At 60.3% G+C, this 14,590-nt stretch carries 13 protein-coding genes; 3 read left to right on the top strand and 10 right to left on the bottom strand.

Annotated elements, in window-relative coordinates; genetic code table 11:
• Window positions 1-55: 55 nt before the first annotated feature.
• The 7 genes from rutG to rutA are packed head-to-tail and all read right to left on the bottom strand — an operon-like array spanning window position 56 to window position 5,490.
• A complete protein-coding gene (gene rutG / locus ACMGGE_RS08835) occupies window positions 56-1,378 on the bottom strand; it encodes a pyrimidine utilization transport protein G (RefSeq protein WP_420289723.1) in 1,323 nt (440 codons plus the stop codon).
• 21 nt (window positions 1,379-1,399) lie between these two features.
• On the bottom strand, window positions 1,400-1,894 hold the full coding sequence (rutF, locus tag ACMGGE_RS08830; RefSeq protein ID WP_023327078.1) for an NADH-dependent FMN reductase RutF: 495 nt from the start codon (window positions 1,892-1,894) through the stop codon (window positions 1,400-1,402).
• A 9-nt stretch (window positions 1,895-1,903) separates the two neighbouring features.
• Window positions 1,904-2,494, bottom strand: coding sequence for a malonic semialdehyde reductase (locus ACMGGE_RS08825; protein WP_048222475.1), 591 nt, complete (start codon window positions 2,492-2,494; stop codon window positions 1,904-1,906).
• 9 nt (window positions 2,495-2,503) lie between these two features.
• Window positions 2,504-3,304: a pyrimidine utilization protein D gene (gene rutD, locus ACMGGE_RS08820; protein WP_262801865.1), complete on the bottom strand. Its 801-nt coding sequence runs from the start codon at window positions 3,302-3,304 to the stop codon at window positions 2,504-2,506.
• A 7-nt stretch (window positions 3,305-3,311) separates the two neighbouring features.
• Window positions 3,312-3,698: a pyrimidine utilization protein C gene (gene rutC / locus ACMGGE_RS08815; RefSeq protein WP_008499822.1), complete on the bottom strand. Its 387-nt coding sequence runs from the start codon at window positions 3,696-3,698 to the stop codon at window positions 3,312-3,314.
• An 11-nt stretch (window positions 3,699-3,709) separates the two neighbouring features.
• Entirely contained in the window at window positions 3,710-4,399 is a 690-nt protein-coding gene (rutB, locus tag ACMGGE_RS08810) for a pyrimidine utilization protein B (RefSeq protein WP_048027351.1), read from the bottom strand.
• Window positions 4,399-5,490 (bottom strand): pyrimidine utilization protein A, encoded by a 1,092-nt coding sequence (rutA, locus tag ACMGGE_RS08805; RefSeq protein WP_420293665.1) that lies wholly within the window; start codon window positions 5,488-5,490, stop codon window positions 4,399-4,401. Before rutA ends, rutB begins: the two co-directional genes overlap by 1 nt.
• A 245-nt stretch (window positions 5,491-5,735) precedes the next feature.
• Between rutA and rutR the strand changes: the two genes are divergently transcribed.
• A complete protein-coding gene (gene rutR, locus ACMGGE_RS08800; protein ID WP_008499819.1) occupies window positions 5,736-6,374 on the top strand; it encodes an HTH-type transcriptional regulator RutR in 639 nt (212 codons plus the stop codon).
• On the opposite strand, the gene ACMGGE_RS08795 is transcribed toward rutR, so the two are convergent.
• Window positions 6,371-6,766, bottom strand: a complete 396-nt coding sequence (locus ACMGGE_RS08795; protein WP_063621350.1) for a lysozyme inhibitor LprI family protein — start codon at window positions 6,764-6,766, stop codon at window positions 6,371-6,373. The genes rutR and ACMGGE_RS08795 overlap by 4 nt on opposite strands.
• Window positions 6,767-6,867: 101 nt before the next feature.
• On the bottom strand, window positions 6,868-10,830 hold the full coding sequence (gene putA, locus ACMGGE_RS08790; protein WP_420293664.1) for a trifunctional transcriptional regulator/proline dehydrogenase/L-glutamate gamma-semialdehyde dehydrogenase: 3,963 nt from the start codon (window positions 10,828-10,830) through the stop codon (window positions 6,868-6,870).
• A 422-nt stretch (window positions 10,831-11,252) separates the two neighbouring features.
• Here putA and putP point away from each other — a divergent pair, with 422 nt between their 5' ends.
• Window positions 11,253-12,761, top strand: coding sequence for a sodium/proline symporter PutP (putP, locus tag ACMGGE_RS08785; protein ID WP_045908304.1), 1,509 nt, complete (start codon window positions 11,253-11,255; stop codon window positions 12,759-12,761).
• A gap of 115 nt (window positions 12,762-12,876) precedes the next feature.
• The gene (locus tag ACMGGE_RS08780; RefSeq protein ID WP_047072039.1) at window positions 12,877-13,296 is read left to right on the top strand and encodes a DUF3574 domain-containing protein; all 420 of its coding nucleotides are present in this window, start codon (window positions 12,877-12,879) and stop codon (window positions 13,294-13,296) included.
• Window positions 13,297-13,366: 70 nt separating this feature from the next.
• On the opposite strand, the gene ACMGGE_RS08775 is transcribed toward ACMGGE_RS08780, so the two are convergent.
• On the bottom strand, window positions 13,367-14,551 hold the full coding sequence (locus ACMGGE_RS08775) for a NupC/NupG family nucleoside CNT transporter (protein ID WP_111966927.1): 1,185 nt from the start codon (window positions 14,549-14,551) through the stop codon (window positions 13,367-13,369).
• Window positions 14,552-14,590 lie beyond the last annotated feature (39 nt).

Raw genomic sequence — 14,590 nt, 5'->3', positions numbered from 1 at the left:
TTCTTAGCGAACATAAAGGTCGGGTAAGGCGTCGCCGTCACCCGACATTGAGATTTCACGACTCCTGACGCACCACCTCGCCCTGCGGCGCAGCGGCCATCCGGCGGCTCAGCAGGGCGTTAAGCAGGATCGCGCCAAAGGTCGCCGTGCCAATCCCGCCGATCGTAAACCCGCCCAGCGTCAGGGCAAAATCGCCCGCGCCCAGCACCAGCGTAACGGCCACCATAATCAGGTTGCCGTTCTGGCTGAGATCGACCCGATGCTGCACCCAGATCCGCGCGCCGGCCACGGCGATCAGCCCAAACACCACGATTGAGGCCCCGCCGATCACCGGTGACGGAATGGTGTGGATCAGCGCGCCGAATTTCGGCGAGAAGCCGAGCAGCATCGCCATCACCGCCGCCGCGACAAAGACCAGCGTCGAATAGACTTTGGTCACCGCCATCACGCCGATATTCTCGGCATAGGTGGTGACGCCGCTGCCGCCGACTGAGCCCGAAAGCATGGTCGCCAGCCCGTCGCCGACGAACGCGCGGCCCATGTAGGGGTCCATACTGCGTCCGGTCATCCCCGCGACCGCCTTCAGGTGACCCAGGTTTTCCGCCACCAGGATAACGGCGACGGGGGCGATGAGCATCATCGCCTGGGTGTTAAAGGTGGGCGAGGTCACCTTCGGCAGGCCGAACCAGGCGGCATGATGCAGCAGGGTAAAATCAACCGGCTTGCCGAGACCAAAAACGTTCGCCAGCAGGGCATACACCAGACAGGCAACAATCAGCCCGACCAGGATCAGCAGCCGCTGGATCATCCCTCGCGTAAACACCGCTACCAGGCCGATGCACAGCACGGTCACGACGGCCATCCAGCTTTCAAACGGCGAGGCGGAGACGCTCCTGACCGCGATCGGCGCAAGGTTAAGGCCAATCGCCATCACCACGGCGCCCGTCACGACCGGAGGCATCATTCGCTCTATCCAGCGCGTACCGATTTTCATCACCACCAGACCAATCAGGGTATACACCAGACCGCAGGCGATGATGCCGCCGAGGGCCACGCTCAGGTTGGGGTTGATTCCCTGGCCGTTAAATCCGGTGGTGGCGATCACCACGCCGACAAAGGCGGCGCTGGATCCCAGATAGCTGGGCACGCGCCCGCCGGTGACAAAAAAGAACAGCAGGGTGCCGATACCGGACATCAGAATCGAGAGGTTGGGATCCAGTCCCATCAGCATCGGCATCAGCACCGTGGCGCCAAACATGGCGACCGCGTGCTGGACGCCCATCACCATCGTCTGCCCGAGCGGGAGGCGTTCATCCGGCGCGACCACGCCAGCGTCTGTGGAGGTCGATTTCAACTGCCAGTGGGGAAATCCGAACATGGTCTGTCTCCTTAGAGCGCCTTAACAGGCGGGTCGCATCAGCGCGTGGTAGCCGCGGTCAAACCACACCAGGCCCTGCGGCGCGGGGTGGCGAATAATCGAAACGATGTCGCAGAACAGAATGTCATGGGTGCCGACGCTCACCACCTGGCTGATGCGGCAGTCAAACGAGGCCAGCGCATCCTCCAGACGCGGACATCCCGTGTCGCCCGTTTGCCAGCGGGCGGCGGCGAAGCGTTCTTCCATGGGCGTTTTGCCGCCAAACAGGTTTGAGAGCGGCTCCTGTCCGGCGCTGAGGGTATTGACGCACAGCGTGCGGTTCTCGCTGAACGTCGGCCAGACGGACGCGCCGCGGTTCAGGCACACCAGCAGGGTGGGCGGTGAATCCGTGACGCTGCACACCGCGCTGGCGGTGAAGCCTGCCATCCCCGCCGGACCGTCGGTGGTGATGATATTCACCGCCGCGCCGACGCAGGCCATGGCGTCGCGAAAGGTTTGCTTATCCGGTGTCGTCATGATCGCTCCTTACGCCAGCCCGCAGGCATCGTCGAATGTCAGGCGCGGCAGGCGGCCGTAAAGTTTGCCCGGGTCGCCGTAGCCGATGTTGATCAGCAGATTGCTTTTAAGCGTCGTGCCGGTGAAAAAGGCCTCGTCGACCTTTTGGCGGTCAAAGCCCGACATCGGGCCGGTGTCCAGCCCCAGCGCGCGACAGGCGAAAATCATGTAGGCGGCCTGCAGCGAGCTGTTGCGAAAGGCGGTCTCTTCCGCCAGCGCGGGGCTTGCGGTAAACCAGCTTCTGGCATCGCCGTGCGGGAACAGTTCAGGCAGGCGCTCGTAGAATTCACTGTCCCAGGCCACAATCGCCGTGACCGGGGCGGTGAGCGTTTTCTCCAGGTTGCCGCTGGAGAGCGCCGGGCGCAGCTTATCTTTTCCCTCCGCGCTTCGCACAAACACAATGCGTGCCGGGGAGCAGTTGGCGGAGGTTGGACCCCATTTCATCAGGTCGTAGATTTCGCGCAGCGTCTCGTCGCTGACGGCAATATCCTGCCAGCCGTTATGGGTGCGGGCGCCGGTGAACAGCGTTTCCAGCGCGGTGGGATTAATGGCTTCGCTCATTACAGCTCCTTATAAAGCGGGTTCATGACTGTGCAGCAGGCTGGCCAGCCCGTTAAGCAGCAGGGTGTTAAAGGTGTCCGGCTCGGTGACGTTGCAGGCATGGCCGCCCTGACGCATCACCGCGCTGTTGCTGTGCGGGATCGCTGCCTGCAGCTCAGACGAGCAGACAGAGGGCACCAGCATGTCGTCGGCGGAACAGATGATCTGTACCGGGCAGCGAATGCGCGCCGCATGGCGGCTGAAGTCAGCCTTTTTCAGGGCGCTGAGCCGGTGCAGCAGGTTGGCTTTGCCCTGGAAATGAGCCAGCGCCAGCGCTTCTTCGGCCTCCAGGCGGGGAGCGCGAGCGGCCATCCAGTCTGCCGGGTAGAGAAACAGCGGCTGCGCCTCAACCCACGCCTGCGGGCCACCGTAATGCAGCAGGCGCTCGCGGATCTGAAAGCAGCGGCGGGTGTGGGCATTGAGGGTCAACCAGCCGTTGACGCACACCAGCGCGGTGAGGGCGTCGGGGCGGTCGAGGGCCAGCTGCAGGCCGACCAGTGCCCCCAGCGCATGGCCGACAACGCTGTAGCGCGCGATCCCGGCCTCAGCCAGCGCCTGGGCCAGTTCGTCTGCCATCTGTGCCAGGCTGTAGCCTTCCGGCAGGGCGTCGGGGTTAGTGCCCGTTCCACGCTGGTCATAACACACCACCTGATATTCCGGTTCCAGCGCGGCCAGCTGGGGCAACCAGTAGCTGCCGCTGCCGCCGAGACCGGCAATAAGGACCACCACGGGCGCACCCTCATACGGGGGCGGTGAGACGGAGAGTTTCATGGCCGCCTCACTTCGCGATGTGCGCAACGGTGGCGATCTCAACCAGCGCGTCTGGCTTCACCAGCCCGCACTGAATGCAGAACCGGGCCGGTTTATCGCCGGGGAAGAACTCCGCGTAGATTTCATTAATCGCGGCGTAGTTTTTCCAGTCGGTGATAAAGATGCTGTTGAAGGTCACATCCTCCATCGTGCCACCCGCCGTTTCGATCACGGTTTTGATCGTCTCCAGCACGTGGCGGGTTTGCGCCTTTGGGTCGTTGATAAACACCACGTTGTTGTCTTTATCAAATGGCAGCGTGCCGGAGACATACACCACGCCGTCGGCGAGGGTGCCGGGGACAAACGGGGCGATTGGCGTGCTGGTGCCCGGCGGGATGATTACGGATTTCGGCATCGTGCGTCTCCTCAGGCGATACGGGCGAGCGGGGGATTCAGGGCGTCGCAGAAATCCGCAACGTTACTGACCCAGCCAAAAAAGGTTTCGATATTGAACAGGGCCGCCTTCTGGGCGAAATCCGGCCCGGCCTGATGGGTCGCGTCTTCCAGCACCACGCCGAAATACTCGAGGAAAAAGCCGTCGCGCAGGGTCGACTCCACGCAAACGTTGGTGGCAATGCCGGTGAAGACCAGGTGGCGAATGCCCCGGCTGCGCAGCAGGCTGTCGAGCGGCGTGTTGAAAAAGCCGCTGTAGCGCGGTTTCGGCAGGACGATATCGTCCGCCTGCGGGACCAGCTCATCCACCAGCTGATAATCCCAGCCGCCCTTCGCCAGCAGCTTGCCCTGCAGTTCGGGCCGCTTGCGCATGGTTTTCAGGGCGTTCGACTTGTGGAAGTTCGGTGAACCGGGGCCACCGGCCTCAACGTACTGGTCATCCCAGCCGTTCTGGAACCATATGATAAGCATGCCCGCAGCGCGCGCGGCGGCGACGGCGGTTTTGATATTCGCTATCACAGGCTGCGTAGCGGAGACGTCGAAGCCCGCCAGATCAAGATAACCACCGGGGCTGGCGTAGGCGTTTTGCATGTCCACCACGATCAGCGCGCTCTGCTGTGGCGTGAAGGTAATGGCTTCCGGGCGTGCGTTAAGGGTTGTCATTACGCCACCTCCTTCGTGACGGCAGGGATGTGGGCGCGGCACTGCATCAGCGGCTGGATGCGCTCGCCGAAGATCTCCACGCCGGTGAGGAAGTCATCGAAGGTCAGCAGGACGCCTTCCGCACCGGGAACGGCCGCCACTTCATCGAGCATTCTGGCAACGCTGGCGTACGAGCCGACCAGCGTGCCCATGTTGATATTGACGGCGGAGGTCGGGTCGGCCATCTGACGAACGTTGGTATCCGCCCCGGAGCGGGTGTCCTTCTGGCTCTGCTCGGTGAGCCAGCTCAGGGCTTCCTCGTCGGCGCCGTCCTTATAGCGCTCCCATTTTGCGCGCGCGGCGTCGTCGGTTTCGTCGGCAATCACCATAAACAGCACGTAGGAGCCCACGTCGCGCCCGGTTTTGTCGGCGGCTTCTTTCATGCGCGCGGCGGTCGGGGCGAAGGCGGCAGGCGTGTTAACGCCTTTACCGAAGCAGAAGTTAAAGTCGGCGTATTTCGCCGAGAACTCCATTCCCGCGTCGCTCTGCCCGGCGCAAATTACCTTCATCGGCACCGACGGCTGCGGGCTGACGCGGCAGTCGTTCATGGTGAAGAAGTCACCCTTGAAATCGCTTTTGCCGGTACCCCACAGATCGCGCAGGACCTGCACGTACTCGGTCAGGTAGTCGTAGCGACGCGAGAAGTAATCGTCACCCGGCCAGAGCCCCATCTGCTCGTACTCGGGTTTTTGCCAGCCGGTCACCAGGTTGACGCCAAAGCGTCCGCCGGAGATGGAGTCGATGGTGGAGGCCATGCGCGCCACGATCGCCGGGGGCAGGGTGAGGGTGGCCGCGGTGGCGTAGATCTGGATCCGCGAGGTGACCGCGGCCAGCCCGGCCATCAGGGTGAAGGACTCCAGGTTGTGGTCCCAGAATTCGGTTTTGCCGCCGAAGCCGCGCAGCTTGATCATCGAAAGCGCAAAGTCGAAATGGTAGTGCTCCGCTTTCTGCACGATGGCTTTATTCAGCTCAAAGGTCGGCATGTATTGCGGTGCAGTGGTCGAGATAAGCCAGCCGTTGTTGCCGATGGGTACAAATACGCCAATTTTCATCACGAACCTCTCTTCATTACGTCGCAGGTGTAACGGTGTTTTTGCAAAGGCAGTGCCAGTTTTAAAAATGGCAGTGTTATTAATGTGTTAATCAGAGGTTGGAGGTTTGATGCGATTAAATGTGGACTAACTGGTCAAAAACATTGCACAGAAAACAAGCATTCATGCGCGATCGGAGTGCAGGATGTCGTGGCGAGACAGGGGTTTTGCTATGCTGAGGGCAACGCAGAATAAGGAGAGCGGGAATGACACAAGGCGCAGTGAAAACACCAGGTAAACGTTCGCAGGCGGTGAGCGCCAAGAAGCAGGCGATCCTCAGCGCGGCGCTGGAGACCTTTTCGCAGTTTGGCATTCACGGCACGCGCCTGGAGCAGGTGGCGGAGCAGTCCGGGGTATCCAAAACCAATCTGCTCTACTATTACCCGTCGAAAGAGGCGCTGTATGTTGCGGTAATGCAGCAGATCCTCGATATCTGGCTGGCGCCGCTGAAAGCGTTCCGCGAAGAGCTGGCCCCGCTGGTGGCGATCAAAGAGTACATACGCCTGAAGCTGGAGGTGTCGCGCGATTACCCGCAGGCATCACGGCTGTTTTGTCTTGAGATGCTGCAGGGGGCGCCGCTGTTGCAGGCGGAGCTGACCGGAGATTTAAAACAGCTGGTGGACGATAAGTCGGCCATTATCGCCGGATGGGTGGCCAGCGGAAAACTGGCCCCGGTCGATCCGCATCATCTGATCTTTATGATTTGGGCCTCCACCCAGCATTACGCTGACTTTGCGGCCCAGGTCGAGGCGGTGACCGGAAAAACGCTCCAGGACGAAGCGTTTTTCCACAGCACCCTGGAAAACGTGCAGCGGATGATTATCGAAGGGATCCGCTTGCGCTAGTTCCCCGGTGGGAGAGGGCAACTTAAGTCGCCCTCTTCACACTGCATCAGCGAGGCCAGAAACGCTTCGCGCTCCACGGTTTTCTCCGCCAGGCACTGATTCACGATCATCGGCTGAACGCTGCCGCCTTCTGTCCCCGAACCGATAAACGCACAGTCCGCGTCGCGCAGGGCAATCCAGGCCTGCTGCGCCTTTTTCAGCAGCTCGCGCTGGGGAGTTTCCGCGCGCTTGACGGCGGCCTGATAGGTCTGGTTGAGTTTTTTATCGGCAGCCTGGTATTGCTGCGCGCTACAGGTATTCAGTTCAAGCTGAGTGGTCGCTTTGTCGCACTCGTCGGCCAGCGCGCTGGCGCTCAGCAGCAGTGCTGCGCCTGCGAGAAATACTCTTTTCATCTTTCCCTCAGTGTAAAAAAGCCGGATGCGCTGCGCTTATCCGGCCTACGGTTGTTTTGTCGCCCCGGTAAGCATAGCGCCACCGGGGAGAGTTTACACGATTAACCGATGGTCATCAGGCTGGCGTTACCCCCCGCCGCCGCGGTATTGACGCTGAGCGAGCGTTCCACGTACAGACGCTCCAGCAGCAGGTTGGTTTCCCCGCGCGCGAAGCCCTGCACCGAAACAATTGCTCCGCTGCGGGCCGCAACCTGCTCGCACAGCTCGCGCAGCTGATCGGAATCACCGTGGTAAATGACGGCATCGAACGCCTGCGTCAGCAGCGCATCGGCTTTCGCGAAGTGGATACGGGCCGAGACCGCTTTTGGCAGCTGTTTGGCCAGGTCGCGATGCAGCGCATCTTCCGGCCACAGCACTTCACACCCGGTGGCCATCGCGGCGGCCAGCTGTACCAGCGCGTCCTGCTCGTTATCCGCCACGCACAGTACGCGCTCGCGCGGCATCAGCGTCCAGGTATTGCGCTCGCCGGTCGGCCCCGGCAGCAGACGCTGCGTACCGGCCTGTGCCAGCTCGCCATACTGCTGCGCCACGGCACGCAGTTCAGGACGTTTTTCCGCCCAGGCGATCAGCGCTTCCAGCGGCTGGGTCAGCACGGTTTTCAGCTGCGCATCCACCGGATACTCCGCATCCTGACGTGCCAGGGTGACGCCCAGCGCGTTCTCAGGACGGTTCGCCAGCAGACGGTACAGGTAGAGCGGACCGCCCGCTTTCGGGCCGGTGCCGGAGAGGCCTTCACCGCCGAACGGCTGCACGCCCACGACCGCGCCAACCATGTTGCGGTTAACGTACAGGTTGCCCACTTTGGCGCTACCGGTTACCTGCGCGATGGTCTCGTCGATACGGGTATGTACGCCGAGCGTCAGGCCATAGCCGGAGGCGTTGATCTGCTCAACCAGCTCGTTGAGGTTGTTACGGTTGTAGCGCACCACGTGCAGCACCGGACCGAAGACCTCTTTTTTCAGCTCGTCGAAGCTTGCCAGCTCGATAAGCGTAGGCGGCACAAAGGTGCCGGAACGCCACTCGCGGGCATCTTCGCTGTTGTCTCGCACTGCCTGGAACACCGGACGGCCTTTCGCCCGCATGGCCTGAATGTGGTTTTCAATATTGGCTTTGGCTTCCGCGTCGATCACCGGCCCGATGTCGGTGGTGAGACGGCCCGGGTTGCCCATGCGACATTCGGCCATCGCGCCGCGCAGCATTTTCAGCGTGTGGTCTGCCACGTCATCCTGCAGGCACAGCACGCGCAGGGCGGAGCAGCGCTGACCGGCGCTGTCGAAGGCGGAGGCCAGCACGTCAACCACCACCTGCTCGGTGAGGGCAGAGGAGTCAACGATCATGGCGTTCATACCGCCGGTTTCCGCGATAAGCGGAGTAGGACGACCCTGCGCATCCAGACGGGTGGCAATATTGCGCTGCAGCAGCGAGGCCACTTCGGTCGAACCGGTAAACATCACGCCGCGCACGCGGTTATCGGAGGTCAGTTTGGCGCCCACGGTTTCACCGCGGCCCGGCAGCAGCTGGACCACGCCCGCCGGTACGCCTGCTTCCAGAAGAATGTTGATGCCCTGCGCGGCAATCAGCGGGGTCTGCTCTGCCGGTTTTGCCAGCACGCTGTTGCCAGCGGCCAGGGCGGCGGCAATCTGGCCGGTGAAGATCGCCAGCGGGAAGTTCCACGGGCTGATACAGACGACCGGGCCGAGCGGGCGGTGGGTTTCGTTGTCGAAATCATCGCGCACCTGACCGGCGTAGTAGTGCAGGAAGTCGACCGCCTCGCGCACTTCGGCGATGGCGTTGCTGAAGGTTTTACCCGCTTCGCGCACCAGAATGCCGATGAGCGACTGCATCTGGTCTTCCATCAGCACCGCCGCGCGCTCCAGGATGGCGGCACGTTCCTGCGGCGGGGTGGCGAACCAGATAGGGGCGTTATTCACCGCGCTGTCCAGCGCCTGATCCACTTCCGCATCGGTGGCTTCACGCACGTAGCCGACGATATCTTTTGGCTCAGCCGGGTTGATGACCGGCTGCATGTCGCCGTCAGCAACGGGCTGCTCCAGCATCGGTTTGGCTTGCCACTTCTGCAGCGCGCTGTTGAGCAGGGCAGAAGAGAGGGATGCCAGACGGTGTTCGTTGGCGAGATCCAGCCCCGCCGAGTTGACGCGGCCTTTGCCGTACAGCTCGCGCGGCAGGGCAATCTTCGGATGCGGCAGGCCAATCTGGCCTTCCTGGGCCGCCATCTTCTCAACGGCCTGCACCGGATCGGCGACCAGTTCGTCGAGCGGCAGCGTGGTGTCGGCGATGCGGTTAACGAAGGAGGTGTTCGCGCCGTTTTCCAGCAGGCGACGCACCAGGTAGGCCAGCAGGGTTTCGTGGGTGCCTACCGGGGCGTAAATGCGGCATGGGCGGTTCAGCTTGCCGTCCGCCACTTTACCGGTCACCTGCTCGTACAGCGGTTCACCCATGCCGTGCAGGCACTGGAATTCGTACTGGCCCGGGTAGTAGTTCTGCCCGGCCAGGCTGTAGATTGCCGCCAGGGTATGGGCGTTGTGGGTGGCGAACTGTGGATAGATTAGGTTCGGCACGCCAAGCAGCTTTTTCGCGCAGGCGAGGTAAGAGACGTCGGTGTAGACCTTGCGGGTATAAACCGGATAGCCTTCCAGCCCTTCCATCTGGGCGCGTTTGATTTCGCTGTCCCAGTAGGCCCCTTTCACCAGGCGGATCATCAGGCGACGGCGGCTACGGCTGGCCAGGTCAATCAGGTAATCAATGACGAACGGGCAGCGCTTCTGGTAGGCCTGGATAACGAAACCGATGCCGTTCCATCCCGCCAGCTCCGGCTCGAAGCACAGTTTTTCCAGCAGATCGAGGGAGATCTCCAGACGGTCGGCCTCTTCGGCGTCGATGTTGATGCCGATGTCATACTGGCGCGCCAGCAGGGTCAGGGACTTCAGGCGCGGGTAGAGCTCTTCCATCACCCGGTCGTACTGCGCGCGGCTGTAACGCGGGTGCAGGGCGGAGAGCTTAATCGAGATGCCCGGGCCTTCATAAATACCGCGACCGTTGGACGCTTTACCGATGGCGTGTATCGCCTGCTGGTAAGAAACCATGTAGGCCTGCGCGTCGGCGGCGGTCAGCGCCGCTTCGCCGAGCATGTCGTACGAATAGCGGAAACCTTTATCTTCCAGCTTGCGGGCGTTCGCCAGCGCTTCGGCAATGGTTTCTCCGGTCACAAACTGTTCGCCCATCAGACGCATCGCCATATCCACGCCTTTGCGGATCAGCGGCTCGCCGCTCTTGCCGATGATGCGGTTCAGTGAGCGTGACAGGTTGGCTTCGTTATGGGTGGAGACCAGTTTGCCGGTAAACAGCAGACCCCAGGTCGCGGCGTTAACGAACAGCGACGGGCTGCGGCCAATGTGCGAATGCCAGTTACCGTTGCTGATCTTGTCGCGGATCAGCGCGTCGCGGGTGGCTTTATCTGGAATACGCAGCAGCGCTTCCGCCAGGCACATCAGCGCCACGCCCTCCTGTGAGGAGAGGGAAAATTCCTGCAGCAGACCCTGAACCATCCCGGCGCGGCCGGTGGCGGTCTTCTGGTTACGCAGTTTGTCAGCCAGCTGGTACGCCAGGCTGTGCGCCTGCGCGGCAACGGCTTCCGGCAGGCGAGCCTGCTCCAGCAGCATCGGTACGGCGTCGGTTTCAGCGCGACGGTACGCGCCGGTAATGGCGGCGCGGCTGACGGACTGCGGCAGGATCTGCTCGGCGAATTCCAGGAACGGCTGATGGCTCTCGTCGCCAGCGGCCGGCGCTTCCTCGCTTTCATTGGCGGCGCCGGCGAGCAGGGCAGGCAGCTCCGGCAGGCCCTCGTCGCTCTCGAGTCTTTCGAGATAGTTAAAAATCGCCTGCTTAATTAACCAGTGCGGCGTGCGGTCAATGCGGGTTGCTGCGGTCTTAATCCGTTCGCGGGTTGCGTCATCCAGCTTAACCCCCATGGTGGTCATACCCATGCCAAAGCTCCTGTTGTGCTTTCATCGTGTTTGGTCGTTAGCGTGAAATATCCACCATGTTGCAACTTTGTGCAACCGTGTTAAATGTGACCTGGTTTGCAACCCGTGAAATGAATGAATTGTTAACGGATGGTTGGCTGGAAAAACGTGCTGCCTTTGTCCCGGGAAGCCTGTTTTTATGCGGGAGTTAACACTTTTAAAAGGTGCAACCCGTAAAAGCGTGAGCGAGTGCAACCTATAGGAAACTCGTATAAAACCGGGGATGAAATTGATGTAAATGCAGTGTTAAATCGTTTGTCAGCGGAGGGCGCATACGGCAGGATAGCGCGCCTCACCGAAACACAAGATACGTCACCTCGTTCCGGTGATCATATAACAAGACAACCCGGACGGTTGTCGCTCGACACTTTTGGAGAATTTGAATGGCAATTAGCACACCGATGCTGGTGACATTTCTCGTTTATATTTTTGGCATGATCCTGATAGGGTTTTTGGCGTGGCGTTCAACGAAAAACTTTGACGACTACATCCTGGGCGGACGCAGTTTAGGCCCGATGGTGACCGCACTCTCTGCAGGCGCATCGGACATGAGCGGCTGGCTGCTGATGGGTCTGCCCGGTGCGATTTTCATCTCTGGTATTTCGGAAAGCTGGATTGCCATCGGTCTGACCGTGGGCGCATGGATCAACTGGAAGCTGGTGGCAGGCCGTCTGCGCGTGCACACCGAGGCAAACAATAACGCCCTGACGCTGCCGGACTACTTCACCGGACGCTTTGAGGATAACAGCCGCGTGCTGCGTATTATCTCGGCGGTGGTGATCCTGGTGTTCTTCACCATCTACTGTGCCTCCGGCATCGTGGCCGGTGCGCGTCTGTTCGAAAGCACCTTCGGCATGAGCTACGAAACCGCCCTGTGGGCCGGTGCGGCGGCAACCATCCTCTATACCTTCGTGGGCGGCTTCCTGGCCGTCAGCTGGACCGACACCGTGCAGGCGAGCCTGATGATCTTCGCGCTGATCCTGACCCCGGTGATTGTGATTTTCACCGTTGGCGGCTTTGGCGATTCGCTGGAAGTGATCAAGCAGAAGAGCATCGAAAACGTCGACATGCTGAAAGGGCTCAACTTTGTCGCCATCGTCTCCCTGATGGGCTGGGGTCTGGGCTACTTCGGTCAGCCGCACATTCTGGCGCGCTTTATGGCGGCGGATTCTCACCACACCATCGTCCATGCGCGCCGCATCAGTATGACGTGGATGATTCTGTGTCTGGCGGGCGCGTGTGCGGTCGGCTTCTTCGGGATCGCCTACTTCAGCAATAACCCGGCGCAGGCGGGCGCGGTGAACCAGAACGCCGAACGCGTGTTTATCGAGCTGGCGCAGATTCTGTTTAATCCGTGGATTGCCGGTATTCTGCTCTCCGCGATCCTGGCCGCGGTAATGTCCACCCTGAGCTGTCAGCTGCTGGTCTGCTCCAGTGCCATCACCGAAGACCTCTATAAGGCCTTCCTGCGCAAGGGCGCGAGCCAGAAAGAGCTGGTATGGGTAGGGCGCTTTATGGTGCTGCTGGTGGCGCTGATTGCGATTGCGCTGGCGGCCAACCCGGAAAACCGCGTGCTGGGTCTCGTGAGCTACGCGTGGGCGGGCTTTGGTGCGGCGTTTGGTCCGGTCGTCCTGTTCTCCGTCATGTGGTCCCGTATGACCCGTAACGGCGCGCTGGCGGGGATGATTATCGGTGCGGTGACCGTTATCGTCTGGAAACAGTTCGCCTGGCTGGGCCTGTACGAAATCATTCCGGGCTTCATCTTCGGCAGCATCGGTATCGTGGTCTTCAGCCTGCTGGGTAAAGCGCCGTCTGCCTCCATGCAGAAACGCTTTGCGGAAGCCGACGCGCATTACCACTCCGCACCGCCGTCTAAGCTGCAGCCAGAATAATTTTCTCACGCAGTACCGTAAGCCGGGTAAGCGCAAGCGCACCCGGCTTTTTTCTTGCCAAAATCCGTCTTTTCCTGTGATATCCCTGTGCTTATAACAATGAGGATAGCGAAGCATGACAATCAAAACAGGGTTAATGGCGGCGGCATTATTGATGCTGGCGGGCTGCAACGCGCCATCGCAACACGCGGCGGTGGAAACCTGCAAAGCGGATAGCCAGATGCAGCAAACCACGCTCTATTTCGGCTTAAACCGTCCTGCCGGGGCGCAGATTACCCCCAATGAGTGGCAGCAGTTTGTTGACCAGGACGTGACGCCGCGCTTTCGCGATGGCTTAACGGTATTTGATGCCCGCGGGCAGTGGCTGGGGAACGACGGAAAAGTGGCGCGTGAACCGAGCAAGGCGCTGATGCTAATCCACGGTAAAGATGCGCAGAGTGAGAAGAACATCGAAGCGTTACGCGGGATTTATAAGTCACGCTTCGCGCAGGAGTCGGTGATGCGTGTCGATCAGCCGGTGTGCGTACAGTTTTAATGAAAACGGCGGGAATTCCCGCCGTTGTTGTTTTGCAGGCCGGGATCGCTGCGCGCCACCCGGCATTGCATCAGAGCACCAACCCCGCAAAGCTCGCTGACAGCAAACTCACCAGCGTCGCGCCGTAGACCAGACGCAGCCCGAAACGCGATACCACGTTACCCTGCTGCTCGTTCAGGCCCTTAATCGCTCCGGCCACGATGCCGATGGAGGCGAAGTTCGCGAACGAGACGAGGAAGACGGATAAAATCCCCAGCCCGCGCGGGGACATCTGGTGTGCTATTTTCTGCAGCTCAATCATCGCCACAAATTCATTCGCCACCAGCTTGGTCGCCATAATGCTGCCCGCGTTTAAGGCATCGCTCAGCGGAATACCTACCAGCCATGCCAGGGGATAAAATACATAGCCCAGGATCTGCTGGAAGCTCATGCCAAATACGCTGGAGAAGAGGGCGTTAACGGCGCTAATAAGGGCGATAAAGCCAATCAGCATCGCCAGAATAATCATCGCCACCTTAAAACCGGCCAGAATATACTCGCCGAGCATCTCGAAGAAGCTCTGCGATTCATGCAGTTTTTCAAGCTTGATATCCGGCTCCGCTTCCGGGCGCGCCGGATTGATGACGGAGAGAATAATAAAGGTGCTGAACATGTTCAGAATCAGCGCCGCGACGACAAATTTGGCATCGAGCATGGTCATATACGCCCCGACAATCGACAGGGAGACCGTCGACATGGCCGTGGCCGCCATGGTGAACAGACGACGCGAGGAGAGATCGCCCAGCACGCCTTTGTAGGCAATGAAGTTTTCCGACTGGCCGAGGATCAGCGAGCTCACCGCATTAAAGGATTCCAGCTTGCCCATGCCGTTCAGTTTGGACAGCAGCGTACCGATCACCCGAATAAAAATCGGCAGGATCCGCCAGTGCTGAAGAATACCAATCAGCGCGGAAATAAAAATAATCGGGCAAAGTACGCCGAGGAAAATGAACGCCAGCCCTTTTTCTCCCATACCGCCAAAGACGAAATTAGTCCCTTCGCCAGCAAATTTGAGCAGTGACTCAAAAAATCCCGAGACGTATTTAATCAGGAATAACCCGCTTTCGGCGTGCAGGAAAAAGAACGCCAGGGCAATTTCAATGACAATCAGCTGTAAAACAAAACGAATGCGAATTTTTCGGCGGTCGAAACTCGTAAGCCAGGCAAGCGCGAGAATAATGACCAGCGCCAGCAGGAAATGGACAATTTTAAACATAATTTATTTTCACCAGGTGTTTGAGGCGGATATTTAGCC

The sequence above is a fragment of the Enterobacter sp. BNK-22 genome, assembly GCF_048684805.1.
Lineage (GTDB): Bacteria > Pseudomonadota > Gammaproteobacteria > Enterobacterales > Enterobacteriaceae > Enterobacter > Enterobacter quasiroggenkampii.
This window is presented reverse-complemented; position numbering and strand designations above follow the sequence as displayed.